Raw genomic sequence first — 25,464 nt, forward strand, 5'->3', positions numbered from 1 at the left:
GCGTCCACAGTAGACAGACCGGTGCCCCCGGGCCGTAAAGACCCCGGGGGCACCGAGAGAGCTAGACCAATGTCAGGACAGCACGATCAGCAGATCGCCGCCTTCCACCTGCTGCTGACGGGAAATGGCCAGCCGGCCGACCGTGCCGGCCTTGGGCGCGGTGATCGCCGCCTCCATCTTCATCGCCTCGATCGTCGCGACGGTCTGGCCGGCCTGCACGCTGTCGCCCTCGGCGACGGCGACGGTGACCACACCGGCGAACGGCGCGGCGACGTGGTTGCCGTTGCCGCGGTCGGCCTTCTCGGCCGCCGGCACGTCGGCCGCCACCGAGCGGTCCCGCACCTGAATCGGCCGCAACTGTCCATTGAGGACGGCCATCACGGTGCGCATGCCGCGTTCGTCGGCCTCGCCGATGGCCTCGAGCGTGATCAACAGCCGTACGCCGCGACCGAGATCGACCGAGTACTCCTCGCCCGGGCGCAGGCCGTACAGCCAGTCCTTGCTGCGCAGCACGCTGGTGTCCCCGTACGCGTCCCGGTGGGTGAGGAACTCCCTGGTCGGGGCCGGGAACAGCAACCGGTTCAGCGTGCCCCGCCGGTTGTCGGCCAGGCCCTGCACGTCCTCCTCGGACAGATCGGCCACGTTCCGCGGCGCGGTCCGGCCGGACAGCGCCTTGGTGCGGAACGGCTCCGGCCAGCCACCGGGCGGGTCGCCCAGCTCGCCGTGCAGGAAGCCGATCACCGAGTCCGGGATGTCGAACCGGCCCGGGTCGGCCTCGAACTCGGCCGGCTCAACACCCGCGCCGACCAGGTGCAGCGCCAGGTCGCCGACCACCTTGGACGACGGCGTGACCTTGACCAGCCGGCCCAGCATCCGGTCGGCCGCCGCGTAGGTGGCCTCGATGTCCTCGAACCGGTCGCCGAGGCCGAGCGCGATGGCCTGCTGCCGCAGGTTGGACAGCTGCCCGCCGGGAATCTCGTGGGTGTAGACGCGGCCGGTCGGCGACGGCAGGCCCGCCTCGAACGGTGCGTACACCTTGCGCACGGCCTCCCAGTACGGCTCGAGGTCGCACACCGCCTGAAGGTTCAGACCGGTGGGACGCGCGGAGTGATCCGTCGCGGCGACGATGGCCGACAGCGAAGGCTGCGAGGTGGTGCCGGCGATCGACGCCGTCGCGCCGTCGATGGCGTCCACCCCGGCCTGGATCGCCGCCAGGTACGTGGCCAGCTGCCCACCCGCGGTGTCGTGCGTGTGCAGGTGGACCGGCAGGTCGAATTCCTTGCGCAGGGCCGTGACCAGGCGCGCGGCGGCCGGCGGGCGCAGCAGGCCGGCCATGTCCTTGATCGCCAGCACGTGCGCGCCGGCCCCGACGATCTGCTCGGCCAGCTTGAGGTAGTAGTCCAGGGTGTAGAGCTGCTCCCCCGGGTCGGACAGGTCGGCGGTGTAGCAGAGCGACACCTCGGCGATCGACTTGCCGGTCTCCCGCACGGCCTCGATCGCCGGCCGCATCTGCTCGATGTCGTTGAGCGCGTCGAAGATGCGGAAGATGTCGATGCCGGTCTCGGTCGCCTCCTCGACGAACGCCCTGGTCACCGCTTCCGGGTAGGGCGTGTAGCCGACGGTGTTGCGGCCGCGCAGCAGCATCTGGAGACAGAGGTTCGGCACGGACTCGCGCAGCGCGGCCAGCCGCTCCCACGGGTCCTCGGCCAGGAAGCGCAACGCCACGTCGTACGTCGCGCCGCCCCAGCACTCCAGCGACAGCAGCTCCGGCGTCATGCGGGCCACGTGCGGCGCGACCTGCAACAAGTCCTTGGTCCGGACCCGGGTGGCCAGCAGCGACTGGTGCGCGTCACGGAAGGTCGTGTCGGTGACCAGCACACCCGGCTCGTTGCGCAGCCAGGCGGCGAAGCCCTCCGGGCCCAGCTCGGTCAGCCGTTGCTTGGAGCCGGCCGGCGGCTCGGTCGACAGGTTCAGCTTGGGCAGCTTGGCCCACGGGTCGATCACCTGCGGCCGCGGGCCGTTGGGCTTGTTCACCGTGACATCGGCCAGGTAGGTCAGCAGCTTGGTGCCGCGGTCGGCCGACTGCCGAGCCGTCAGCAGCTCCGGCCGCTCCTCGATGAACGCCGTGGTCACGCGGCCGTTGCGGAAGTCGTCGTCGTCCAGCACGGCCTGGAGGAACGGGATGTTCGTGGAGACGCCGCGGATACGGAACTCGGCCACCGCGCGCCGGGCCCTGGCCACCGCCGCCTCGAAGTTGCGGCCGCGGCAGGTCAGCTTGACCAGCATCGAGTCGAAGTGCGCGCCGACCGTGCTGCCGGCGCCGATCGCGCCGCCGTCCAGCCGGATGCCGGAGCCGCCGGGCGAGCGGTAGGCGCTGATCACGCCGGTGTCCGGACGGAAGCCGTTCACCGGGTCCTCGGTGGTGATCCGGCACTGCAAGGCGTTGCCGCGCAGGTAGATCGCGTCCTGGCTCAGGCCGAGGTCGGCCAGCGTCTCGCCGGCGGCGATGCGCAGCTGCGACTGCACCAGGTCGACGTCGGTGACCTCCTCGGTCACCGTGTGCTCGACCTGGATGCGCGGGTTCATCTCGATGAAGACGTGGTTGCCGCGCTCGTCGAGCAGGAACTCGACGGTGCCGGCGTTGCGGTAGCCGATCTGCCGGGCGAAGGCCACCGCGTCGGCGCAGATCCGGTCCCGGATCGCCGGGTCCAGGTTGGGCGCCGGGGCCAGCTCGATCACCTTCTGGTGGCGCCGCTGCACCGAGCAGTCGCGCTCGTAGAGGTGGATCACGTTGCCGGCGCCGTCGGCCAGGATCTGCACCTCGATGTGCCGCGGCCGCACGACCGCCTGCTCGAGGAACACGGTCGGGTCGCCGAAGGCCGACTCGGCCTCGCGCATCGCCGCCTCGATCGACTCGCGCAGCACGGCCGGGTCCTCGACCCGCCGCATGCCGCGCCCGCCACCGCCGGCCACCGCCTTGACGAAGATCGGGAAGCCGACCTCGCCGGCCGCCGCCAGCAGCGCGTCCACATCGCTGGACGGCTCGGAGGACTTCAGCGTCGGCAGGCCGGCCGCCTTGGCCGCGGCGATGGCCCGAGCCTTGTTGCCGGTCAGCTCCAGCACCTCGGTCGGCGGACCGACGAAGGTGATGCCGGCCGCCGCGCAGGCCGCCGACAGCTCCGGGTTCTCCGACAGGAAGCCGTAACCGGGATAGATGGCGTCGGCGCCGGCCTTGCGGGCCGCCTCGACGACCTCGTCGACCGACAGGTACGCCCGCACCGGGTGGCCCGGCTCGCCGATCTCGTACGCCTCGTCGGCCTTCAGCCGGTGCAGCGAGTTGCGATCCTCGTACGGGAACACCGCGACCGTCCCGGCGCCCAGCTCGTAGGCGGCGCGGAAGGCGCGGATGGCGATCTCGCCGCGGTTGGCGACGAGCACCTTGGTGAACATCTGGCGTTCCTCCCGTTTTCCTGGGGATCGTCCAGACCGGCACGTTACCGTTGCCATCCATTCATGTGGGAGAACCATCCCGCGTGATGGACATAACGGAACACACACGGTCCGGCCGACCGTGAGCGAGGTCACGCCCCTTGGCTTAGCCTGCGCCAATGTCCCGTGATGACCCCTCGACCGAGCGTGACGTCAGCTCCGTGTCGACTGTCGGCAACGCGGAATTCACCGCAAGCCCCCGAACGGCCTAGTGACCGCCGCAGACTCCGCGTCTGTGTCACAGTCAGTCATCAGCCGCTGGAACCCGCGCGAGCTGGCGCTCACCGTGTTGTTCCTGGCGCCCGCGGTCGTCGGGCTCGGCGCCTTCGTGATCTTCCCGCTGTTCCAGGCGGTCTACCTGGCCACCATGGGCAGCGACATCCTCGGCAACCCCACCCGCTTCGTCGGCTTCCAGCACTTCGAGGAGCTGTTCACGCCGGACTTCGGCGCGGTGCTGGCCCGCACCGCCGCCTTCACCCTCATGGTGGTGGTCGCCGGTGTCGTGCTGCCGATGACCTTGGCCGTGCCGCTGAGCCAGCGGCTGCCCGGCATGCGGGTCTTCCGCACCCTGTTCACGCTGCCGTTCGCCTACTCGGCCTCGGCCGCGTCGGTGGTCTGGCTGCTCATGCTCAACCCGGCCATGTCACCGGTGAACTGGCTGCTCCAGCTGGTCGGCGTGGCCGCGCCGGGCTGGACCACCGACTCCGGCTGGGCGCTGGTCACGGTGGCCGGCGTGACGGTGTGGATGGTGTCCGGCTTCAACCTGCTGGTGCTGGCGGCCGGACTGGCCGGCCTTGACGAGCAGGTGCTGGAGGCGGCCCGCATCGACGGCGCCTCGGGCGTGCGGCACTTCACCGGCATCGTGCTGCCGATGATCTCGCCCAGCCTGTTCTTCGTGATCGTCACGACCACGCTGACCGCGCTGCAGAGCCTGGGCCAGCCCCAGGTGATGACCGACGGCGGGCCCAACGGCGCGACCAGCACGCTGGTCTACTCGATCTTCAACCAGGCGTTCCACAACAACAACAGCAACTACGGCCTGGCCAGCGCGCAGGGCCTGGTCCTGCTGATCGTCGGCGTGCTGCTGGCCGCCGTGCAGTTCGGCGTCATCGAGAGGCGGGTGCACTACCGGTGAGCCGGTTGAACCGACCTGGGCGTGTGACCAGCACGTTCACCTACATCTGGCTCGTGGTGGCGGCCGTCGTGCTGCTGTTCCCGATCCTGCTGACCGTGCTCGGCGGCTTCCTGCCGTCGATCGACCTGCTGCGCCAGCCGCCCAACCTGCTCGGCCACTACACCGTGGACAGCTATATCGGTGCGTTGCGGCAGACGGTGGTGCCGCTGCTGCCGGCGTTCGGCAACTCCCTGTTCGTCGGCCTGGTGATCATGCTGGCCCACCTGGCCACCTCGTGCCTGGCCGCCTATGCGCTGGTGTTCCTGCGCACGCCGCTGCGGACCCCGCTGTTCTGGCTGTTCATGGCCACGATCATGGTCCCGTACGAGGCGATCGTGGTGCCCAACGCGCTGTTCATCCGCAGCCTTGGCATCGGTGACAGCCGCTTCGCGCTGGTGCTGCCGTTCCTGGCCAACGGGTTCGGCGTGTTCCTGCTGCGGCAGGCATTCCGGCAGTTCCCCGGCGAGCTGCGCGACGCCGCCACCATCGACGGCTGCGGACACGTCCGCTTCCTGTTCACCATCCTGCTGCCGGGCTGCCGGCCGGCGATCGCCGCGCTGGCCGTCTGGTCGTTCCTGCAGGGCTGGAACATGTACTTCTGGCCGTTGATCATCTCGTCGACCAACAACTCGCTGAACACCCTGCAGACCGCGGTGTTCGCCTTGCGCAGCAACGACAGCGCCGATCCCGGCCTGTTGCTGGCCGGCATCACGATCACGCTGCTGCCGACCCTGCTGCTCGTGCTGTTCGGCCAGCGCTGGCTGGTTCGCGGCTTCACCGCCGGAGCCGTGAAATGACCTACCGAGGGAGAATTCAGGTGCGTACCAAGTTGGGGCTGGTGGCCGTCGCCGTCGCGGCCGCCACCGCCGTCACCGCGTGCAGCTCGGCCGCCAGCTCCGGCGGCTCCGGCTCCGGCGACCTGTCCGCGCCGGCCGCCAACGCGCTGGACGGCAAGGGCGAAACCGACATCACGTTCTGGCACGCGATGACCGGGACCAACGGCGAGACGCTGAAGAAGCTCACCGACCAGTTCAACGCGGCCAACCAGGGCAAGATCAAGGTGACCCTGGCCTTCAAGAACAACTACGACGACACGCTGTCGGCGTACAAGAACTCGCTCAAGGGCGGCGAGCTGCCCGACCTGCTCCAGGTGTACGACGTCGGCACCCAGTTCATGATCGACTCCAAGGCCACCGTTCCGGCCCAGTCGTTCATCGACGTCGACAAGTACGACGTGAGCGGCATCCAGCCCAACATCGCCGGCTACTACTCGGTCGGCGGCAAGCTGAACTCGATGCCGTTCAACACCTCGATGCCCTTGCTGTACATCAACAAGGACGCCTTCACCCGGGCCGGCCTCGACCCCAACAAGCCGCCGACGACTCTCGACGAGATCAAGGCCGACGCCGAGAAGCTGACCGTCAAGGACGCCAGCGGCAACACCACCCAGTACGGCTTCGGCGCCTCGCTCTACGGCTGGTTCCTCGAGCAGTGGACCGCGGTGGCCAACGCCGCGTACTGCAATCCCGACAACGGCCGCAACGGCCGGGCCACCGCGGCCAACTTCGCGACCGACAACAACGTGAAGCTGCTGACCTGGTGGAAGTCCATGGTGGACCAGGGTCTTGCGCTCAAGCTGGACAGCGACACCAAGAACGGCGACTCGGCCTTCGTGGCCGGCAAGGACGCCATCACGCTGGAGTCCACCGGCTCGCTCGGCGACTTCACCAAGGCCGGTTTCCAGGTCGGCACCGGCTTCTACCCGAAGATCAACGCCTTCGACACCGGCGGCCCGATCATCGGCGGCGCGTCGCTGTGGATCGTCGGCAAGGGCAAGGACGACGCCCACAAGCGGGCGTCCTGGGAGTTCGTGAAGTTCCTGGAGACCAAGGACTCGCAGGCCACCTGGCACACCTCGACCGGCTACTTCCCGGTCAGCAAGGCCGCGCTGGACACCGACGTGGACAAGGCGTGGGTGGCGTCCAAGCCGCAGTTCCAGACGGCCATCACGCAGCTGCAGAGCACCAAGCTGACCACTGCCACCCAGGGCTGCCTGTTCGGCGTGATGCCCCAGGTCCGCAAGGCCGCGGAGAACGCCATGCAGGCCGCGGTGTTGCAGGGCAAGGACCCCAAGCAGGCCCTCACCGACGCCGCCAACTCCCTCTCCCAGCCCATCAAGGACTACAACGACTCCGTCAAGTAACACCCCCGCGAGTCCCGCTCAGCGTCACACCGAAATGTTGAATCCGTTTCAGCGTTTCGGTGTGACTGTGGGCGGGACTCGCCGGGGTTTTAGGTGCTGAGGCGTTCGATCTGGCGGATCTTGTTCATGGCGTCCAGGGCGGCGACCTTGTAGGACTCGGCCAGGGTGGGGTAGTTGAAGACGGCGTCGACCAGGTAGTCGACGGTGCCGCCGCAGCCCATCACGGCCTGGCCGATGTGGATCAGCTCGGTCGCCCCGGTGCCGAACACGTGCACACCGAGGATGGACCGGTCCTCCGGCGACACCAGCAGCTTGAGCACGCCGTAGGAGTCGCCGATGATCTGGCCGCGGGCCAGCTCCCGATAGCGGGAAACGCCGATCTCGAACGGCACCCGGTCGTTGGTCAGCTGGTCCTCGGTCCGGCCGATGAAGCTGATCTCCGGAATGGTGTAGATGCCGATCGGCTGTAGCGTGGACATGGCCTGGACCGGCTCGCCGCAGGCGTGGTACGCCGCCAGCCGGCCCTGCTCCATCGACGTCGCGGCCAGCGCCGGGAAGCCGATCACGTCGCCGACCGCGTAGATGTGCGGCACCGGGGTGCGGAAGTACTCGTCGACCTGGATCCGGCCGCGCTTGTCGGCCTGCAGGCCGGCCTTGTCCAGCTGGAGCGTCTCGGTCATGCCCTGCCGGCCGGCCGAGTACATGACCACCTCGGCCGGGATCTTCTTGCCGCTCTCCAGCACCGCGATCGCGCCCCGCTCGTGCCGCTCCACCGCGGCCACCGTCTCCCGGAACCGGAACGTGACGGCCAGGTCCCGCAGGTGGTACTTGAGCGCTTCGACCACCTCGGCGTCGCAGAACTCCAGCATGCGCTCGCGCGACTCCACCACCGTGACCTTGGTGCCCAGCGCCGCGAACATGGACGCGTACTCGATGCCGATCACACCGGCGCCGACCACGATCATCGACTGCGGCACCCGCTCCAGGGCCAGGATGCCGTCCGAGTCGATGATCGTCTTGCCGTCGAAGTCCACTGTGGGCGGCCGGGCCGGCAGTGTGCCGGTGGCGATCACGATCTTGTCCGCCGTCACCGTCAGCTCGCGGCCGGAGCCGTCGACCACCTCGACCGTGTGCTCGTCCACAAAGTGGCCCATGCCCGGCAGCATCGCCACGTGGTTGCGGGTCAGCTGGCTGCGGATCACCTCGACCTCGCGGCCGATCACGTGATTGGTGCGGGCCAGCAGGTCGGCGACGGTGATGTCCTCCTTGACCTGGTAGCTCGCGCCGTACATCTCGCGCTGGTTGAGCCCGGTCAGGTAGAGGACCGCCTCCCGCAGTGTCTTGGACGGGATCGTGCCGGTCTGGATGCACACCCCGCCCACCATGTCGCGCCGCTCCACCACGGCCGCCTTCTTGCCCAGCTTGGCCGTCGCGATGGCGGCCTTCTGCCCACCAGGCCCGGACCCCAGCACCAGCACATCAAAGTCGCGCACGCGGCCAGTCTGCCCCCTGTCGACCAACCCCGACACCCTGTCGGCGTAGTACGTTAGGGCCGCGTCGCCCACCTTCACCCGGCTGCCACGACTAGTTGCCGAAGATGTCGCCCGCGGTGCACACCAGCGTGCCGGAGGGTGCGGCGCGGACGGTATTCCTGGCGCACAGGGCGTAGCGCATCCTCTCCGGCTCCGCGGCAGGCACCGCGGCGGCCTTTGTGCGCAGCCCACGGGCCAACCGGGGGCCATCGACAGACCTGGCCCACTTGGCTTCGCCGGCCAACACCGGCCGCCGGGTGCGACCGGCCAGCACCACGGCGTCGATCTCCACATCGGACTTGTCGTTCCACCACGACCCGACCGCGACGATCTCCTCGCCCAGTGCCCCGGTTGCAGCCACGGCGCGCAGGTGGGCGCGGAACATCTCCTCCCAGCGGGGCCCCATGAAATGGTCGAGGCAGTCCACCACCACCGGCAGAATGCTCTCGCCGAGCCCGCGCTCGATCTCACCGCGGAACCGGGCCACGATCTCCAGGTAGAAGGCAAGGAAGTTGTCCGCAACCCGGTACATCGCCTGCCGGGTGACGCGACCGGCCTCGGTCACCGGCACCATGCGCTCCACCAGCCGCAACTCGACCAGTCGCTCCAGTGTCCTGGCCGGCTCCGCCCGCAGTGCGTCCTTGATCTCCCCGTAGCGTGTGCGGCCCGACGCGATCGCGTGCAGCGCCGCGGACGGGTACTCGCCGCGTTCGACCTCCGTCGCCAGCACCAACTGTCCCTCGGTCAGTAAAGGAGCACCCGGCTGGCAGATGAGCCGTCGGAGGTTGGCGGTGACATCAGCAGCCTGGTCCCACCACGTCAGGTAGAGCGGGATGCCACCGACCAGGCCGTAGACGAGAGCCCGATCCTCGGGCGGCAGGTCGGGCAGCAGCAAGGCGGCGTCGGCCGGGCGGAACGGGTGCACCTGTAGCGACAGATCGAACCGCCCGTACAGCGGGGCGCGCTGCTCCTGCAACGCCTCCATGTGCCGGACCGCCGAGCCGCACAGCAGGATACGCAGCAACGTCCGGTCGCCGGCGCGGTCGAGAAACGCCCGCAGCACGCCCGGCAACTCGGGTGAGGCCGCCACGAGCTCGGGAAACTCGTCGAGCACCAGCAGCAGCGGCTCATCGACCGCGAGTTGGGCGAGACCGTCCAAAGCGTCGTCCCAGTCCGTGTACGGCCGGGCGGCGAGATCACGCAGCTGGCCCGGCGCCACGGTCGCGGCCTGCCGAGCCAGCAGGGCCAGCTCGCCGGCAACCGGGCGGCCCGCGGCGGTGTGGAAGATCGCCCGCCGGTCGGCGGCGAAGTGCTGGATCAGTGCGGTTTTGCCGACGCGTCGGCGGCCCCACACGACCGCTGGCCGGCGACCGTGCTCGTACCACTGCCGCAGCGCGGCCAGCTCGTCCACCCGGTTTACGAACACGCCGCCACCATACTCACGCCAGCCGTAACTTACAACGGACGTAACTTACAACAGACGTAAGTTACCTCTGACGTGAGTTACCTCGATCGCGGCCTCAGCTTTTCTCCAGGTATTCGGCTCGGGACGCGTCAACGACCTCCCGGAGCATCTGCGCGAGACCGGGGTGCTCCGTCAGGTCGGGGTCGTCGGCGATGACACGCTGGGCCTCGGCGCGGGCCTCCTCGATCACGTCGAGGTCGTCGAGCAGGGAGAGCATCTTCAGGCCGGACTTCACGCCGGACTGGGCGGCGCCGAGGATGTCGCCCTCGCGGCGCAGCTCAAGGTCCATCTGGGCCAGCTCGAAACCGTCGAGGGTGTCGGCGACGGCCTGCAGGCGCTGCATGGTGGACGTGCCGGCGGGCACCTCGGAAACGAGCAGGCAGAGGCCGGCGGCGCTGCCCCGGCCGACGCGGCCGCGCAGCTGGTGCAACTGGCTGACGCCGAACCGGTCGGCGTCCATGATCACCATGACGGTCGCGTTCGGCACGTTCACGCCGACCTCGATCACCGTGGTGGCCACCAGGACCTGCACGTCGTTGGCGGCGAACGCGCGCATCACGGCGTCCTTGTCCTCCGGCGGCATCTTGCCGTGCAGCATCTCGACCCGAAGCCCCTTGAGCGGACCGGCGACCAGGCGCGGCAGCACGTCGGTGACGGCGAGCGGCGGCCGCTGGTCGGAGTTGCCGCCTTTGGGCTCGGCGTCCTCGTCGTCGCCGATACGCGGGCAGACGACGTACGCCTGGTGCCCGGCGGCGACCTCCTCGCGGATCCGCTCCCAGGCCCGCCGCAGCCAGTCCGGCTTCTCCGCGATCGGCACCACGGAGCTGGTGATCGGGGACCGGCCCTGCGGCAGTTCACGCAGCGCCGAGACCTCGAGGTCGCCGTAGACGGTCATGGCCACGGTGCGCGGAATCGGCGTCGCCGTCATCACGAGCACATGCGGGCTGACGCCCTCCCCCGACTTGCCGCGCAACGCGTCCCGCTGCTCGACACCGAACCGGTGCTGCTCGTCGACGACGACAAAACCCAGTTCCGCGAAGGAAACCTTGTCCTGGATCAACGCGTGCGTGCCGACCACGATGCCGGCCGTGCCGGACGCGATGTCCAGCGACGCCTGCCGCCGCTGCGCGGTGTTCATCGAACCGGTCAGCAACACGACCCGCGTCGCCTCCTCGGGCGCGCCCAGCTCGCCGGCCGTGGCCAGCTCGCCCAACATGTCACGCAGCGAGCGGGCATGTTGCGCCGCAAGGACTTCCGTCGGCGCCAGCATCGCAGCCTGCTTGCCGGCGTCCACCACCTGGAGCATGCCGCGCAGCGCCACCAGCGTCTTGCCCGAACCGACCTCGCCCTGGAGCAACCGGTTCATCGGGTGCGTGCCGCCGAGCTCCTCGGCCAGCACCTCGCCGATCTCGCGCTGGCCGTTGGTCAGCTTGAACGGCAGCCGCTCGTCGAACGCGTCCAGCAGACCGCCCGCGCGCCGCGTGCTCGGCTTGGCCGGCCGGGCCGCCGCCGACTTCCGCCGCTGCGCCAACGCCAACTGGATCGACAGCGCCTCGTCCCAGCGCAGCCGGCGCTTGGCCTCGTCGATCGCCGACTGGCTGTCCGGCAGGTGGATCAGCTTCAGCGCCGACTCCAGGTCGAGCAGGCTGTACCGCTTGATCAGGTCGTCCGGCAGCGGGTCGACGATGCCGTCCCACATCCCCAGCACCTGCTCGACGCAGCGCGCGATGCTCCACGTCGGCAGGCCGCTGACCGCCGGATACACCGGGATCAGCTTGCGGGCGAAGGAGGCCACCGCCTTCTCGCTGTCCTCGTCGTCGAGCAGCTGGAACTCCGGGTGGGTCAGCTGCACCGTCTTGTTGAACTTGCCGACCTTGCCGGCGAACAACCCCCGCGCGCCCGGCACCAGCTTGCTCAGGTTCGGGATCTTCTGGCTGAAGAAGACCAGGCTCAGCGGCCGCGTGCCGTCGGTGACGATCACCTCGGTCATCGTGCCCCGCCGGGCCCGCATCGGCTTGCGCGTCACCTTGGCCACGTCCGCCAGCACCGTGACATGCTCGTCCAGCTCGAGGCTGGCGATGGACGTCAGCTTGCCGCGCTCGTCGTAACGGCGTGGGTAGTGCCGCAGCAGGTCGCCCACCGTGTGCAGGTCGAGCCCGTCGGCCAGCGCGTCCGCCGACTTCTTGCCCAGCAGCGGTCCGAGGGAGTCGTCGATGGCAGTCATCGGGTGCTATTCAACCCCCAACCCCCGACACCGCTAATCTGACCGCCCCCTGTCGCAGTGACATTGCCCCGCACCCCACCCCCAGGAGATGCCCCATGCCGCGCCCCAGCGTCGAGGTCGAGCGGCGGGCGCAGATCCTGCGGGCCACCTGCCAGGTGATCGCCGACGGCGGGCTGCGCAACCTGCGCATCTCCGATGTCGCCCGGCTGGCCGGCGTCTCCGGCGGGACCGTGCACTACTACTTCGACACCAAGCAGGACCTGGCCCAGGCCGCGTTCGAGGACTGCTACGAGCGGTCGCTCGAACGGCGGCGCTGGCTGCTCGACTCGCGGGGCGACTCGCTGACCCGCCTGCGCCAGATCGTCGACTCGTACGTGCCCGGCAGCCCCGAGACCATCGAGGCATGGAAGGTCTGGGTCGAGTTATGGGCCGAGAGCCCCCGCTCCCCTCGCCTGCGTGAGCTCAACGACCGCCTCTACGGCGACTGGCGCCGCATCGTCGCCGACATCGTCCGTGACGGCCAGGCCCGTGGGCAGCTGACCGACGGCGATCCGTTCGTGCTGGCCAACATGCTCGTCGGCATGATCGACGGGCTGGCCGTCCAGGTGCTCGCCGGCTCGCAGAGCATGACCGCCGGGCGCATGCGCGCCACCTGCCTCGCCTTCGTCGACACCGTCCTGGCGCGCGCTCACTCCAGGTGAGCGCTCACGCCGCGGAGCCGAACTTGGCGTCGATGTCGCGGACGGCCAGGTCAGCAATACGCGCGGCGGCGGCGCGGGGTGTGATGGCGGCGTGGTCGGCCTCGTCGAGCACGGCGTTGACCAGGCGGCGCATGGCGGAGCGGATCTTGGTGAACGCGCTGTCGGAGTCGGGCTGCACGTCGCCGAACAGGGTCCACCACCACCAACTGCCGCTGGCGGAGTTGGCGACGACGTCGGGGATGACGAGCGCGCCACGCTGCACGAGGCGGCGTTCGGCCTCGGGAAGCACGGGCATGTTGGCCGCCTCGACGACGACGCGGGCCTTGACCTGGTCGACGTTGCGCTCATCGACGGCGTAGGACACGGCCGCGGGGACGAGGACATCGGCCTCGACGTCGAGCCACTGGTCGCCGGGCAGCAGATGGTCGCCGGGGGCGAGGTCATCACGGTCGACGGTGCCGTGGGAGTCGCGCCCGCGCAGCAGGCGTTCCACGTCGAGACCGTCCTGATTGGCCACGATGCCCTTCACATCGGCGATGCCGACGACCTGCACGCCGGCCTCGGCGAGGAAGCGGGCGGTGGAGCCGCCGATCGCGCCGAAACCCTGGACGAAGGCGCGGACATCCTTGGCCGGCAAGGCCAGCCGGTCGAGGGCGACGAGGGCCGCCTCGGCCACGCCGCAGCCGCCGACGAGCTCCTTGAGCCGCAGCCCGCCGACCCGCACCTGGGCCGCCTTGCGCAGCCGCGCCCGCGCCGCCCGCTCGTCGTCGAGCAGCGGGTAGACGGCCTGGATCGACGAGGAGAAGCCGAGTTCGGCCAGCACCTTGTCGATCGTGGACTGTCGCAGCCCGAGATCTTCGCCCATGGTCCAGAACCGCTCGACGTACGGCCGCATCGCGGTCAGGTAACGCCGGAGCACATCGGTGGCCCGAGGGTCGTACGGATCCCAGTCGATGCCGCCTTTCGCGCCGCCCAAAGGGATGTAGCGGCCGGTGGGGTCGTAGTTGAGCGCCTCCTTGACCGAAACGCCCGCGGCCAGCCCGCGAACCTCGTCCAAGGTGCAGCCCGCTCGCATCCGCAGTCCGCCACTGCTCACGCCGCGCACCAGCCGGTCGATCACGAGATAGCCGTGACAACCGGTCACGGGGTCGGTCCAGGTGACCTGAAGGTAGGGTTCACGCACCTGGCCACCTCCTCGCTGGTGACGTGCGGATATGCAGGTACCGCACAGTTGACCCGACGGCTGACTGATGTGTCAATCAACGCGCCTGGACCGCAACCGAGGCGTCAGCTGCCGGACACCCAAGGGGTTCCAGCAGCGCCGCAACAGGTCGTGAGGCGATGGCGACGATGCGTGCGCATGAGCCTCGACGGTCGCGCTCGGTGATCACGGGAATGGCACCGAAGTCCACTGTGGACGATCCGAACAGAACCGTCCACACCGGACCTATTCGACGCCGATGAGCGCGACCGTGCCCGGCTGGCCGCCCGGATATCCGGTCAGCTCGACCTCGGGATGACTCAGCCGCAAATGCCGGCCCAGTTCGTCATCCAGGCCGCCGGGAGCGTCCGCACCTGCGAAAACGGTCACCAGCTCGCCGCCGGCGTCGAGCATCCGGTCGACCAGCCGGCAGGCCGCGGCGACCAGGTCGGCCGGGGCCGGCTCGATCAGCACGACCTCGCCGTCGATCAGGCCGAGCGCGTCGCCGGGCTGGCAGCGGCCGACCCACGTGATGGCCTCGCGTTTGGCGATCACGAGTTCGCCACGCCTCATCGCCGCGGCGGCCTCGGCCATGGCAACGACATCGTCGCCGGGCCGTCGCGTGGGGTCGTGCACGGCGAGCGCGGCCAGGCCCTGCACCGGCGACACCGTCGGCACCACGACAACGTCGCGGCCGTCGCGTTCGGCGGCCTCTGCGACGAGGCCGGCCAGCCCGATGTCGTTGGGCAGCACCACAACCTGCGCCGCGCCGGTCTCGGCCAACACGTCGAGCAGATCGGCGACGGCCGGCTCGCGGCCGGGCGGCAGCACCAGCACCGAGGCGCCCTCGGCCCGGAACAGCTCGGCGGCGTCCTCGCCGGCGACGATGGCCACGACCGCCCGGTCCCGCGCGTAGCGGGCCTTCTGGTCGGCGAAACGCGTGACGGTGATGCGGTGCGGCCGGCCGTTCTCAATGCCGACCTCGATCGCGGCGCCCACGTCGTCACAGTGCACGTGGACCGACCACAGCCCGTGACCGTCGCCGGCCACCACCACGCTGTCGCCGAGCCGGGCCAGCCGCTCACGCAGCGCCTGCTCGTCGGCCAAGCCGTCGAGCAGGTACATCACCTCGTACTCGAAGCCGCTGCTCTCGTGCACCAAAGCTGCTTTGGGCGCGCTCATCGGCGGCAAATCGTGTTCGACGTCACCGTCGAGGCGTTCGGAGACCACGGTCGCCAGGGCGTCCAGGAGCAGCAGCAGCCCGCGGCCGCCGGCGTCGACAACGCCGCGCTCGGCCAGCACAGCCAGCTGCCTCGGCGTGTCCGCAAGCGCTTGCGCAGCGGCCTTCACCGCCGCGCCGGCCACGTCGTCCAGCAGGTCGGAGCCGCATTCCTCGGCGGCGTCGGCCGCCGCCGTCAGCACCGACAACACGGTGCCGGCGACCGGCTTGGCCACGGCGGCCGTGGCCAGTTCGTCGGCCCGGCGCAGGGCGGTCCTGAGCGCGGTGCCGCTGACCGTCAGCGCGCCCTCCCAGCTCTCGGCCAGCCCGCGCAGCACCTGCGAGAGGATCACGCCCGAGTTGCCCCGCGCGCCCGCCACCGCCCCCTTGGCCAGCGCCGACACCGCCGCGCCGACCGCGTCCGCCGGGTCGCGGACCAGGGCGTCCAGCGCCGAGCGCATGGTGTGCAGCAGGTTCGTGCCGGTGTCGCCGTCGGCGACCGGGTAGACGTTGATGCGGTCGATGGCCTCGCGGTCCGCGTCCAGCGCGCGCACCCCGGCCGCCGCCCACCGGCGGACCGCGTCGGCGTCCAGCGCCTCCAGCACGTCCGAGCCCTCCTGTTCGCAGCCTCCGCGGCCGAGGGTAGCGGGGCCGGTTTGGAGCCCCGCCGGATCACCGGTTACCCTGTCATGGTTGCTCTGGTCCGTGGTTGGCCCGGATCAGCGCGCGTCCGTGCCGGTGGCAACGCTCGGTCGGATGCCCCGTGAGGACCATCATTACTTGAAGGAGTGTCTGACATGGCTGCCGTCTGCGACGTCTGCGGCAAGGGGCCGGGCTTCGGCATGTCGGTCTCGCACTCGCACCGCCGGACCAACCGTCGGTGGAACCCGAACATCCAGTCGGTGCGCGCCAAGGTCGCGCCCGGCCAGCGTGCCCGGGTCAACGTGTGCACCTCGTGCCTGAAGGCCGGCAAGGTCGTCCGCGGCTGAGCCGAAGGGGACCGTAGGGGCCGTGTGGACTTCGTCCACACGGCCCCTTCTCTGTGCTTGTTTCAGCCAACGAGCGCGGCCTCCGGGCTGGGCGCGGGAGTCCGGGCGAAGCGCTGGGCCAGCCAGGCACAGACCATGAGCTGGATCTGGTGAAACAGCATCAGCGGCAGCACGATCAAGCCGACCGAGGCCGCCGGGAACAGCACTCCGGCCATCGGCAGGCCGCTGGCCAGGGACTTCTTCGACCCGGCGAACATGATCGTGATCCGGTCCTCGCGGGAGAACCCGAGCCACTTCGGGACGTACCAGGTAAATGCGAGCACGAGGCCCAGCAGCGCGACGTTCACGCCGACGAGTACCAGCAGGCTCGTCAGCGAGAGCCGGCCCCAGATGCCCGCGACCACGCCTTCGCTGAACGCCGTGTAGACGACCAGCAGCACCGAGCCGCGGTCGACCAGGCCCAGCACCGCCTTGTGCCGCGTGACGAATCCCGTCAGCCAGCGGCGGGCCAGTTGGCCGAGCACGAACGGCAGCAGCAGTTGGAGCGTGATGTCCAGCAGGGCCTGGGCCGAGAAGCCGCCACCCCTGGTCGTCAGCAGGGCGCCGACCAGCAGCGGCGTCAGCACGATGCCGACCAGGTTCGAGAACGAGGCCGCGCAGATCGCCGCCGACACGTTGCCGCGGGCGATCGAGGTGAAGGCGATCGAGGACTGCACCGTCGACGGCAGGAAGCATACGTAGAGCAGGCCGAGGTACAGCTCCGGCGAGATCACTCCCGGCACCAGGAACCTCAGCCCCAGTCCCAGCAGCGGGAACAGCACGAAGGTCGCCGCGAACACCGTGCCGTGCAGGCGCCAGTGCTTGATGCCGGCGAGCGCGTCCTGCGGCGACAGGCGGATGCCGTACAGGAAGAACAGCAGGCCGATCGCCACCGTCGTCGCGTCGCCGAACACCGGCACCCACACCCCGCGGGCCGGCAGTACTGACGCCAGCGCCACTGTTCCGAGGATGGCCACGATGTAGGGGTCGATGCGACGCATACATCCAGGATCGATGCAGATCAGCGATTCGGAAACACGCTAACCGCTCTGACTGTGTTCACGAAACGCGATAACGTCGGCCTCGGCCGCACAATGGGCTCCATGTGCCGATCCATCAAGACCTTGCGCCCGCCGTTCACCGACCACGTCACGGACTCCGACATCCGCGCCGCCGCCCTCCAGTACGTCCGCAAGCTCTCCGGCTTCCGCGCCCCCGCCGCCCACAACGCCGAGGCCTTCGCCCGTGCCGTCGACGCCGTGGCCGCCGCCACCGCCGACCTGTTGTCGTCCTTGGAGGTCCGCGGCCAGCACCAGCACTAGCTCTTGCGACGCCGGAGCACGACCTGCCACGCGCTCAACGCCGCCAGCTCGGCCAGCAGCACCGCGAGCACAATGCCGTCGCGCTCGGGGTAGCCGTCCCAGAGCCGTGGCGGCGACAGGACCATGCCGGCCGCCAGCAACAGCGCCAGGATCGCTACCGCGACCAGCGCTGGCGTACCGGCTTCGCGCAGCACCTCTGGCGTGCACCGGTTGGCCAACCCCTGGCGTCGGAACAACATCGCCACCAGGCCGTACAGGATCAGCACCAGCACGGCCGGCACAACCGGGCCGAGCCTCGGGGCCAGGATCGCGGCGAGGCTGCCGAACAGCACGGCCGCGATCACGTGCGGCAGGAACGGAAAGAGCATCCGAGCCGGGTGCCGGCGCGGTGCCGGTGCTGCCGGAGGCGTCGACTCGTTGACGATGTAGACGTCACGGAGCTGGTACACGTCGCGGATGTCGCGGGCCTGGACCACGTTGCCCGGATCGCCGGTCAGCTCGTTCTTCGTCTCACCCGGCTCGGGTATGTCTTCTTCCTCCGTCACGGCAACTTCCACTCGATCGGCTGCGCCCCCTGCCGTACGAGCAGGTCGTTGGCTCGGCTGAACGGCTTCGAGCCGAAGAACCCCCGGTCCGCCGACATCGGGCTCGGGTGGGCCGACTCGATGCACGGCACCCCCGACAGGAGCGGCGCCAGGCTTCGGGCATTGCTGCCCCACAGGATCGCCACCAGCGGCGTCCTCCGCGCGTGCAGCGCCCGGATCGCCTGCTCCGTCACCTGTTCCCAGCCCTTGCCCTTGTGCGAGTTCGGCCGCCCCGGCGCCACCGTCAGCGACCTGTTCAGCAGCAGCACCCCTTGCTCCGCCCAGGGCGACAGATCCCCGTTCGACGGCCTCGGCAGGCCCAGGTCCGATTCCATCTCCGTGTAGATGTTGGCCAGGCTCCTCGGAATCGGCCGCACCTCCGGCGCGACGGAGAAGCTCAGGCCGACGGCGTGCCCGGGCGTCGGGTAGGGGTCCTGGCCGACGATGAGCACCCGCACGTCCGCGAACGGCTGCTTGAACGCGCGCAGCACGTTCTCCCCCGCCGGCAGATACGTGCGCCCCGCCGCCACTTCGGCGCGTAGGAAGTCGCCCATCTCACTGATCCGGTCCGCGACCGGCTCCAACGCCTGCGCCCAGCCGGCTTCGACAACTTCGTTCAACGGACGGGAAGACATGCCGCGAACTGTATCCGGCGCCACCGACACTTCCGGACGGGGCAACCGCCGCCTCGATGTCAGGGGTGGTGGATACGGTGCGGACCACTTGACCATCTGACTTCGTGGAGGACAGGGGTGGGCGCGAAGACAGCGCTGCTGGCGTTGGCCGACGGCGACATCCGACCGGTGTTGGCGACCGGTGCACGCTCGACACAGGCCGAGGCCGAAGAGTTGGTGCGCCGGGTCTTTCCGGGCTACTCGACCGAGTCCATCGGTGAGGGCTCGCTGTTCGAGCACGAGTACCCGCCGGATGACATCGCCTACGCCACCGCGCTGCCCGGGGTGGAGTTGTTGAGCGACCGGCGGCTCGCACGCGACCTACCGTCGGAGCTGCCGGTTCACCTGCGCAAGCTGGGCGCCGGGCGGCGAATCATCATGCACGGCATGCATTCGGTGGTGGACTGGCTCGGCTTCGCCGTGTGGGAGGACGGCGAGCTGGTCCGCTCGCTGAGCCTGTCACCCGACGACGGCATCGTGGAGAACATCGGCCAGCCCTACGACTTCGAGTTGCCGTACTGGGCGGGTGACCATCCGGTCGAGCCCATCCCCGGCTGGCCGAACCAGAGGCCGTATCCGTTGCCGTTTCATCCCCTGGAGCTGGGCGAACTGGCGCTGCGCGCGCTGTTCGGATTCGTGATCGAAGGCTATCCCGACCCGAACGACATCGATACCGGGAGCGTTCCACTGCACGGCTTCCGCGTGACGGATCCCGCTGGGCACGAGCAGGCCGCGCGTGAAGCCGCCCGCGCGAGGACGCTCGCGATGATGGGACCGCCGCGGATGTTCCGGATGGGACCCGATGGGACGATGCAAGAGACCACGCTCGACAACCCGTAGCGGTCTCGCGGCGAACACTGCCCGCCGATCCGGACGGCTGCTGACTTTCAATCCTGACCAGTTCCAAAGTTCTCATCCCCTTCCGGCGGCGCGGCAGCCGCTCGCGCCGCCGGAAGGGGCGGATGGGCGGGAGAGGTGGCCAGGACAGGACCCCACGGCCGCCCACCCGGTATCAAGCGCTGGCCAGGGCGACGGACTCCTTGCGGGTGCCGTAGCGACGGGCCAGCCAAGCGCAGACCATGAGCTGGAGCTGGTGGAAGAGCATGAGAGGCAAGACCGCAAGGCCGACGGTGGCGGCGGGAAAGAGGACGGTGGCCATGGGGAGGCCACTCGCGAGGGACTTCTTGGAGCCGCAGAAGACGATGGCGATCTCGTCCTCGGTGGAGAACTGCAGGCGCCGGGCGGCGTAGGTGGTGACGGCCATGACCACGGCCAGCAACACCAGGTTGACGGCCAACAACACGAGCAAAGAGAGCCAAGAGAGGCGGCCCCAGATGCCGGCTACGACGCCCTCGGAAAAGGCGGCGTAGACGACCAAGAGGATGGAACCGCGGTCGACGTAGCCGAGGATTCGGCGGTGGTGGGAGAGGAAGCCACCGATCCAACGGCGGAGGAGCTGACCGGCGAGGAAAGGGGCCAAGAGCTGCAAGGTGATGTCGCGCACGGCACCGAGGGAGATGCCGCCGGTGCCGGTGAAGAGGAAGACGGTGACGAGCAAGGGCGTCAACAAGATGCCGATGAGGTTGGAGAAGGACGCCGAACAGATGGCGGCGGCGACGTTGCCGCGGGCGATGGAGGTGAAGGCGATGGAGGACTGGACGGTGGACGGCAGACAGCAGAGGAACATCAAGCCGGTCCACAGCTCGGGGGTCAGGGCCCACGGAACCAGCAGCCGGGAGAGCAAACCCAACAGGGGGAACAGGACGAAGGTCGACAAGAAGACCAAGCCGTGCAGTCGCCAGTGGCGGAGGCCGTCGAGGGCCTCACGGGTGGAAAGCCTTGCGCCGTAGAGGAAGAACAGCAGACCGATGGCGAAGGTCGTGACGAGGCCGAAGCCGGTGGCCACCGCCCCGCTCGCCGGGAGCAGCGAGGCGACGGCCACCGTCAACAGCAGGGCCACGATGTAGGGATCAACCCGCAACCGTGACATCGCGACGATCCAACTTGGGGTGGTGCCGGGAAATGTTGCGCTCCAACAGGTCGATGGACGCGGCGACGCCGACGTCACCCTCGGAGACCTCGGGCAGGCGGCCGTCGTTGGCCCGGAGCTCGAGCAAAGCGTTGTCGATGGCGGTGTGAGCGGCGAAAAGGCACGGCGTGGAGTAGATCGCGACGTTGACGCCGAGGTCCTCGAGCTCGGTGAGAGACAGGCGCGGGGACTTGCCGCCGGCGATCTGGTTGAACAACAGCGGCTTGTCGCCGATCACGGCCCGCACCTTGCGGATCCAGTCGACGCTGCGCACCCCGTCGACCAACAGCACGTCGGCATCGGTCTGGGCCAACGCCTCGGCCCGGCGCAGGATCTCGGACTCCTCGGTGGCGTCGGTCCGGGCCACCACGACGAGATCCTTACGGGTCTCCAACACCAGATTGAGCTTCTCGAGGTACTCCTCGAGCGGGAGGATCTGCTTGCCGTCGACGTGACCGCAGCGGCGCGGCCGCTTCTGGTCCTCGAGGATCACGCCGGAAGCGCCGATGCGCTCCAGGTTCTCCACGACGTGGCACGCGACCTCGGGATCGACGTAGCCGTCGTCGATGTCCACGAGCAGGTGCTGCTGCGGGAAGGCCAACCGCAGCCGCTGCACGAAGTTGACCATGTCGGGCCAGGCGATGAAGCCGATGTCGGGTAGCCCGTAGTAGGACGCGGCGAAACCGAATCCGGAGACGAACATGCCGCCGTAGTGCTGCGCGGACAGCGATGCCGAGAACATGTCGAACACGCCGATCAGCGGCGTGATGCTGTCGCTTTGCACATCGCGGCGCAGAGCGCTGCCGTAAGTCATGCGTAAACCCCTTTGAATGAGCGAAGACGTCTCATTGCCCCACAGTGAGATGCATTCGAACCGCGAAGGTCAAGAGAACATTACCTTGACCGTCACAACCGACGGTAGTGACTGAAGATCGGGACGACCAGCGTCCAATCGGGCAAACATCCCAGGTGAGTATCACTCACAGTAGCCAGATGCCACTCTTATGCAGTAACGATCGCCCCGCCTCCGACCAGACAAGGAGGCGCGGAAGAATCAAACGTAAAACCTGGGTAAAATAGAAGAGTGAGGTGGCACACCGATTGGTCTTCACGGGTTTTCCGATCGACGGTCGACGGTCATCGGCGACCCAAGCCACGGTAAAACGCGCCCGATCGGCGTCACCATAGCCCGACCGAGTGACTCTCATATTCACTCAGCGTGTCAGCGAAGTCGACCACTCACTCGGGTGAGCACAACGGCCGGCCAATCTGCGCCGTAAAGCAGTATTTCCACGTGACCGGGCGCCTCGGGATCCATACGCCACTTCTGGGGAACGGCGACCAGCGCGGCCAGCGGCCGGGTCGCGAGCCGGCGCGCCGACCACGGCAGCCGGGCGTGCGCGAGCAGGGTGCCCTCGTCCGGATCGGCCAGCACGACCCTGGTCCAGTCCCCGCGCACCGGCAGCAGCCGCACGTCCGTCCAATCAGGACCGTCCTGCAACCACTTCGACGCCACGGCGGCCTTGCCACGCAGGCGAAGCGGCACCAACAGGGGCGCGGTCGGGCCGGGGGCCTGGAACACGTGGCCGAACTGTCGCGGGCGTAAGAACTTACGGCCCTTTGGTTCGTACGGCAGGGACAACGGCAGCACCTGCTCGTCGCCGTCGAGCACGAGCACGCAGTGCCCGCCATGGTCGACGTCGCCCAGCAGCGTCGCCGGCGCGGGCTCGCCGTCCACCCGCAGCCCACCGACATCGATACCGTCCGGCACGCCGAACAACTGGTCGACGTGACCGCCCTCATCGGCGGCCACGGAGATCTCCGGGCGGGCCGGGCCACCCGGGCTGTACCAACGCATCTGGGCGTACACCCGGCGCTGCGGCTCGCGGTGCGCGACCAGCGAGATCAGCTCGTTGCGACGGGGTTCACGGGCACTGTCGCCGCGGATCAGGGACAGGCCGGTGGCGCCGAGCGCGATCGCGGAACCGACGAGCACCAGCCACAACGGCAGCCAGGCGGACACGAGGGCGATGACGATCGGGCCGACGATGCGTAACCACAGGGGCAGCCGCGAATGGGTGATCGGCGGCGGCGCGTCGAAGCGGGCCGGCAACACCAGCGCATCTGGTAACGCGTCGTCCTCGGCGGTGGCCACAACGCCCCTTTCCAGTGTCCCCCGGAAGGGTACTAGTCGAGGCGGCGAAGACCGTGGCGATACGCCCGCGCGTTGCCGACATAAAGCTCGACGATGCCCTTGGTCATGTCCTCCGGGACCTCGTGCCCCTCACGGACCCGGGCCGGCACGCCCAGCGCCATCGCCCGCGCCGGCACGACACCGTTGAACGACACCACCGCGCCGGCCCCGACCACGGCCCCGTCACCGATCACGGAACCGTTGAGCACCACCGAACCCGACGCGATCAGGCAGCGATCACCGACCGTCGCGCCCTCCACGTGCGCGTTGTGCCCGAGCACGCAGTCCGAGCCGATGACCGTGGCGTGGAACTGGGTGCAGTGCAGCACCGTGCCGTCCTGGATGCTGGTGCGCTCGCCGACGGTGATCGTCCCGTAGTCGCCGCGCAGCACCGCCTGCGGCCACACCGAGGTGTCGGCGCCGATGGTCACCGCGCCGATCACGGTGGCGTCCGGATGCACGAAGGCGTCCGGATGCACGGACGGGACCAGATCACCCAATGCGTAGATGGCCACGAAGGTTTCCTTTGCTAACGCCAGTGTTCCCAGCCCGAGGTGCCCTCGTACGGCCGGCCGTCCACGGTCACGCCGGCGCCGCGGCGCACGGTGCCGATGGTGGCCCAGCCGTCGGGCACGTCGGCCGGCTCGGGGAAGGTGGCGGCCAGGGCGTGGTCCTCGCCGCCGGTGAGCACCCAGTGCCGCGGATTGGCGCCGAGCGCCGAGCCGACGTCGATCAGCCGCTGGTGCACGGGGAGCAGATCGGTGCGGATGTCGATCGCCACGCCCGAGGCCTCCGCGATGTGGCCCACGTCACTGAGCAGCCCGTCGGAGATGTCGAGCATGGCCGACGCGCCGGCCTCGGCCGCCTGCGGCCCGGCGTGGTAGGGCGGCTCCGGCGCCTGCTGCGCGCCGACGATCGCCACCGGCGATCGGAAGCCACGGCCGAGCACCGCCAACCCGGCGGCGGCCCAGCCGAGCCGACCGCACACGGCGAGCACGTCGCCGGGGGCAGCGCCCGAACGGGTAACGGGAGCCAGTCCGCGCATGTCGCCGAGGGCTGTAATCGATATCACTACGGTCGGGCAGCTGACCATGTCCCCGCCGACCACCCCGGCGCCGGCCCGTCTTGCCTCGGCCCAGAGCCCGTCGGTGATGCCGTCGACCAGCGAGGTCGGTGTGTCGGCCGGGCAGGCCATGCCGACCAGCAGGGCCGTCGGGGCGGCCCCCATGGCGGCCACGTCGGCCAGATTGACCGCGGCCGCCTTGCGTCCGACCTGCTCGGGAGACGACCAGTCCAGTCGGAAGTGGACACCCTCGACGAGCACGTCCGTGCTGGCCACCACCCGACCGTCGGGGGCGGCCACCACCGCGGCGTCGTCGCCGGGGCCGAGCAGGGTCGAGGACGGCTGCGCGCGGCCGCGCGTGACCCTCCTGATGAGACCGAACTCACCCACTCCGGCGACCGTGTCCGCGTCTGGTGGCGGCTCCGGGCGCAAGATTGCCTCCGATCATGAGCAGTCGGAACCCCGACTGAGGTACGTTCTGGCCACGTTCCTACCCCGTGCCGGCTGATCGAGACGAAGGGGCGCGCCGTGGTCCACGCGTACATCCTGATCCAAACCGAGGTCGGAAAGGCGGCTGCGGTGGCAGCTGAGATCTCCGGCATAGCCGGCGTCACCACCGCGGAGGACGTCACCGGCCCGTACGACGTGATCGTGCGCGCCGACGCCGACACCGTCGACCAGCTGGGGCAGCTGGTGGTGGCCCGGATCCAGAACGTGGAGGGCATCACCCGGACCCTGACGTGTCCGGTCGTGCACCTGTGATGGAGTAGCGGGGTGAGCGTCACCCCGTCCAAGCCCGTGCTGGCCGCCGCGATCGGCCTGCCGGCGCTGCTCGCCGTCGTCGTGGCGGCGATCGGCGTGATCGGCGGGCCGGCCGCGGCGCCGCCCGTGTCCTCCGGCGACAAGACCGGGCCGCTGGCCCTGGTCTCCATCGACGCGCCCGATGCGGGCTCGCCGGCGTGCGCGAATCTGCTCAAGGCGCTGCCGCAGCAGCTCACCGACTCCGGCGTGCAGGTGCCCAGACGTGAGCTGGCCAAGCCCGCGCCGGCGGCGACCGTGGCGTGGGGCGACGCGCAGCATGAGCCGATCGTGCTGCGGTGTGGGCTGGGCAAGCCACCCGAGCTGACGCAGACCGCGCAACTGGGGACCGTCAACGGCGTGCAGTGGCTGGACGTCGTCGGCGATGCCGGCACGTTGACGCACTACGTGGTGGACCGGTCGGTGTACATCGCCCTGACCGAGTCCAAGGACGCCGGCACCGGCCCCGTGCAGGAGGTGGCCGCCGCCGTCACCAAGACCCTGCCGGCGCAACCGATCGCCCCCAATCCGGGCTGAGCCTGACGCTGTGAACGGACCATTCCA

23 protein-coding genes are annotated in these 25,464 nt (G+C 69.6%); 9 read left to right on the forward strand and 14 right to left on the reverse strand.

Translation table 11 applies throughout. The features are described 5' to 3' along the window. Positions 1 to 72 precede the first annotated feature (72 nt). Complete coding sequence (locus M3Q35_RS26585; RefSeq protein WP_273935248.1) at positions 73 to 3,450, reverse strand: pyruvate carboxylase; 3,378 nt, start codon at positions 3,448 to 3,450, stop codon at positions 73 to 75. A gap of 274 nt (positions 3,451 to 3,724) precedes the next feature. On the opposite strand from M3Q35_RS26585, the gene M3Q35_RS26590 reads away from it, so the two are divergent. The 3 genes from M3Q35_RS26590 to M3Q35_RS26600 are packed head-to-tail and all read left to right on the forward strand — an operon-like array spanning position 3,725 to position 6,866. Further along, positions 3,725 to 4,624, forward strand: a complete 900-nt coding sequence (locus M3Q35_RS26590) for a carbohydrate ABC transporter permease (RefSeq protein ID WP_273935249.1) — start codon at positions 3,725 to 3,727, stop codon at positions 4,622 to 4,624. A 23-nt stretch (positions 4,625 to 4,647) separates the two neighbouring features. Beyond that, the gene (locus tag M3Q35_RS26595) at positions 4,648 to 5,460 is read left to right on the forward strand and encodes a carbohydrate ABC transporter permease (RefSeq protein WP_273935250.1); all 813 of its coding nucleotides are present in this window, start codon (positions 4,648 to 4,650) and stop codon (positions 5,458 to 5,460) included. Positions 5,461 to 5,480: 20 nt separating this feature from the next. Next, on the forward strand, positions 5,481 to 6,866 hold the full coding sequence (locus M3Q35_RS26600; RefSeq protein WP_273935251.1) for an ABC transporter substrate-binding protein: 1,386 nt from the start codon (positions 5,481 to 5,483) through the stop codon (positions 6,864 to 6,866). Between the two features lie 89 nt (positions 6,867 to 6,955). Here M3Q35_RS26600 and sthA read toward each other — a convergent pair whose 3' ends face one another. From sthA to recG, 3 genes are all read right to left on the reverse strand, one after another. Then, positions 6,956 to 8,359 carry a Si-specific NAD(P)(+) transhydrogenase gene (sthA, locus tag M3Q35_RS26605; RefSeq protein WP_273935252.1) on the reverse strand — a complete coding sequence of 468 codons (1,404 nt, stop codon included), beginning with the start codon at positions 8,357 to 8,359 and terminating at the stop codon, positions 6,956 to 6,958. Between the two features lie 91 nt (positions 8,360 to 8,450). Next, complete coding sequence (locus M3Q35_RS26610; protein ID WP_273935253.1) at positions 8,451 to 9,824, reverse strand: ATP-binding protein; 1,374 nt, start codon at positions 9,822 to 9,824, stop codon at positions 8,451 to 8,453. 94 nt (positions 9,825 to 9,918) lie between these two features. After that, a complete protein-coding gene (gene recG / locus M3Q35_RS26615; protein ID WP_273935254.1) occupies positions 9,919 to 12,087 on the reverse strand; it encodes an ATP-dependent DNA helicase RecG in 2,169 nt (722 codons plus the stop codon). A 95-nt stretch (positions 12,088 to 12,182) separates the two neighbouring features. Between recG and M3Q35_RS26620 the strand changes: the two genes are divergently transcribed. Continuing rightward, a complete protein-coding gene (locus M3Q35_RS26620) occupies positions 12,183 to 12,788 on the forward strand; it encodes a TetR/AcrR family transcriptional regulator (protein WP_273935255.1) in 606 nt (201 codons plus the stop codon). 4 nt (positions 12,789 to 12,792) lie between these two features. Here the strand turns inward: M3Q35_RS26620 and M3Q35_RS26625 are convergent, their stop codons facing one another. Both M3Q35_RS26625 and M3Q35_RS26630 read right to left on the reverse strand, forming a co-directional pair. Next, positions 12,793 to 13,971, reverse strand: coding sequence for a Glu/Leu/Phe/Val dehydrogenase dimerization domain-containing protein (locus M3Q35_RS26625; protein WP_273935256.1), 1,179 nt, complete (start codon positions 13,969 to 13,971; stop codon positions 12,793 to 12,795). 264 nt (positions 13,972 to 14,235) lie between these two features. After that, complete coding sequence (locus M3Q35_RS26630) at positions 14,236 to 15,810, reverse strand: DAK2 domain-containing protein (RefSeq protein ID WP_273944475.1); 1,575 nt, start codon at positions 15,808 to 15,810, stop codon at positions 14,236 to 14,238. A 195-nt stretch (positions 15,811 to 16,005) separates the two neighbouring features. Between M3Q35_RS26630 and rpmB the strand changes: the two genes are divergently transcribed. Then, a complete protein-coding gene (gene rpmB, locus M3Q35_RS26635; protein ID WP_043722728.1) occupies positions 16,006 to 16,197 on the forward strand; it encodes a 50S ribosomal protein L28 in 192 nt (63 codons plus the stop codon). 62 nt (positions 16,198 to 16,259) lie between these two features. Here rpmB and M3Q35_RS26640 read toward each other — a convergent pair whose 3' ends face one another. Next, a complete protein-coding gene (locus M3Q35_RS26640; protein ID WP_273935257.1) occupies positions 16,260 to 17,237 on the reverse strand; it encodes a bile acid:sodium symporter family protein in 978 nt (325 codons plus the stop codon). Between the two features lie 102 nt (positions 17,238 to 17,339). On the opposite strand from M3Q35_RS26640, the gene M3Q35_RS26645 reads away from it, so the two are divergent. Next, positions 17,340 to 17,558, forward strand: a complete 219-nt coding sequence (locus tag M3Q35_RS26645; protein ID WP_273935258.1) for a DUF2277 family protein — start codon at positions 17,340 to 17,342, stop codon at positions 17,556 to 17,558. On the opposite strand, the gene M3Q35_RS26650 is transcribed toward M3Q35_RS26645, so the two are convergent. After that, positions 17,555 to 18,103 carry a hypothetical protein gene (locus tag M3Q35_RS26650; protein ID WP_273935259.1) on the reverse strand — a complete coding sequence of 183 codons (549 nt, stop codon included), beginning with the start codon at positions 18,101 to 18,103 and terminating at the stop codon, positions 17,555 to 17,557. The two genes, M3Q35_RS26645 and M3Q35_RS26650, sit on opposite strands and share 4 nt — an antisense overlap. Continuing rightward, entirely contained in the window at positions 18,100 to 18,777 is a 678-nt protein-coding gene (locus M3Q35_RS26655; RefSeq protein WP_273935260.1) for a uracil-DNA glycosylase, read from the reverse strand. The genes M3Q35_RS26650 and M3Q35_RS26655 overlap by 4 nt, the downstream gene beginning before the upstream one ends. A gap of 117 nt (positions 18,778 to 18,894) precedes the next feature. Here M3Q35_RS26655 and M3Q35_RS26660 point away from each other — a divergent pair, with 117 nt between their 5' ends. After that, on the forward strand, positions 18,895 to 19,656 hold the full coding sequence (locus tag M3Q35_RS26660; RefSeq protein ID WP_273935261.1) for a DUF6928 family protein: 762 nt from the start codon (positions 18,895 to 18,897) through the stop codon (positions 19,654 to 19,656). A gap of 172 nt (positions 19,657 to 19,828) precedes the next feature. Here the strand turns inward: M3Q35_RS26660 and M3Q35_RS26665 are convergent, their stop codons facing one another. From M3Q35_RS26665 to M3Q35_RS26685, 5 genes are all read right to left on the reverse strand, one after another. Continuing rightward, on the reverse strand, positions 19,829 to 20,806 hold the full coding sequence (locus tag M3Q35_RS26665; protein ID WP_273935262.1) for a bile acid:sodium symporter family protein: 978 nt from the start codon (positions 20,804 to 20,806) through the stop codon (positions 19,829 to 19,831). Beyond that, the gene (locus tag M3Q35_RS26670) at positions 20,787 to 21,659 is read right to left on the reverse strand and encodes an isocitrate lyase/PEP mutase family protein (RefSeq protein WP_273935263.1); all 873 of its coding nucleotides are present in this window, start codon (positions 21,657 to 21,659) and stop codon (positions 20,787 to 20,789) included. The genes M3Q35_RS26665 and M3Q35_RS26670 overlap by 20 nt, the downstream gene beginning before the upstream one ends. Before the next feature lie 408 nt (positions 21,660 to 22,067). Then, a complete protein-coding gene (locus M3Q35_RS26675; RefSeq protein WP_273935264.1) occupies positions 22,068 to 22,961 on the reverse strand; it encodes a hypothetical protein in 894 nt (297 codons plus the stop codon). A 71-nt stretch (positions 22,962 to 23,032) separates the two neighbouring features. Further along, a complete protein-coding gene (locus M3Q35_RS26680; protein WP_273935265.1) occupies positions 23,033 to 23,554 on the reverse strand; it encodes a gamma carbonic anhydrase family protein in 522 nt (173 codons plus the stop codon). 14 nt (positions 23,555 to 23,568) lie between these two features. After that, positions 23,569 to 24,534 (reverse strand): thiamine-phosphate kinase, encoded by a 966-nt coding sequence (locus tag M3Q35_RS26685; RefSeq protein ID WP_273935266.1) that lies wholly within the window; start codon positions 24,532 to 24,534, stop codon positions 23,569 to 23,571. 96 nt (positions 24,535 to 24,630) lie between these two features. Between M3Q35_RS26685 and M3Q35_RS26690 the strand changes: the two genes are divergently transcribed. After that, positions 24,631 to 24,864 (forward strand): Lrp/AsnC ligand binding domain-containing protein, encoded by a 234-nt coding sequence (locus tag M3Q35_RS26690; protein ID WP_273935268.1) that lies wholly within the window; start codon positions 24,631 to 24,633, stop codon positions 24,862 to 24,864. A 12-nt stretch (positions 24,865 to 24,876) separates the two neighbouring features. Next, complete coding sequence (locus tag M3Q35_RS26695) at positions 24,877 to 25,437, forward strand: DUF3515 domain-containing protein (protein WP_273935269.1); 561 nt, start codon at positions 24,877 to 24,879, stop codon at positions 25,435 to 25,437. Positions 25,438 to 25,464: the final 27 nt, after the last annotated feature.

This window comes from Kutzneria chonburiensis (assembly GCF_028622115.1).
GTDB lineage: Bacteria > Actinomycetota > Actinomycetes > Mycobacteriales > Pseudonocardiaceae > Kutzneria > Kutzneria chonburiensis.

Excerpts from the sequence above, each read along its gene's own strand:
- M3Q35_RS26585 (WP_273935248.1), bottom strand. The coding sequence starts at position 3,450 with ATGTTCACCAAGGTGCTCGTCGCCAACCGCGGCGAGATCGCCATCCGC.
- recG (WP_273935254.1), bottom strand. The coding sequence starts at position 12,087 with ATGACTGCCATCGACGACTCCCTCGGACCGCTGCTGGGCAAGAAGTCG.
- M3Q35_RS26620 (WP_273935255.1), top strand. The coding sequence starts at position 12,183 with ATGCCGCGCCCCAGCGTCGAGGTCGAGCGGCGGGCGCAGATCCTGCGG.
- rpmB (WP_043722728.1), top strand. The coding sequence starts at position 16,006 with ATGGCTGCCGTCTGCGACGTCTGCGGCAAGGGGCCGGGCTTCGGCATG.
- M3Q35_RS26640 (WP_273935257.1), bottom strand. The coding sequence starts at position 17,237 with ATGCGTCGCATCGACCCCTACATCGTGGCCATCCTCGGAACAGTGGCG.
- M3Q35_RS26645 (WP_273935258.1), top strand. The coding sequence starts at position 17,340 with ATGTGCCGATCCATCAAGACCTTGCGCCCGCCGTTCACCGACCACGTC.
- M3Q35_RS26655 (WP_273935260.1), bottom strand. The coding sequence starts at position 18,777 with ATGTCTTCCCGTCCGTTGAACGAAGTTGTCGAAGCCGGCTGGGCGCAG.
- M3Q35_RS26665 (WP_273935262.1), bottom strand. The coding sequence starts at position 20,806 with ATGTCACGGTTGCGGGTTGATCCCTACATCGTGGCCCTGCTGTTGACG.
- M3Q35_RS26670 (WP_273935263.1), bottom strand. The coding sequence starts at position 21,659 with ATGACTTACGGCAGCGCTCTGCGCCGCGATGTGCAAAGCGACAGCATC.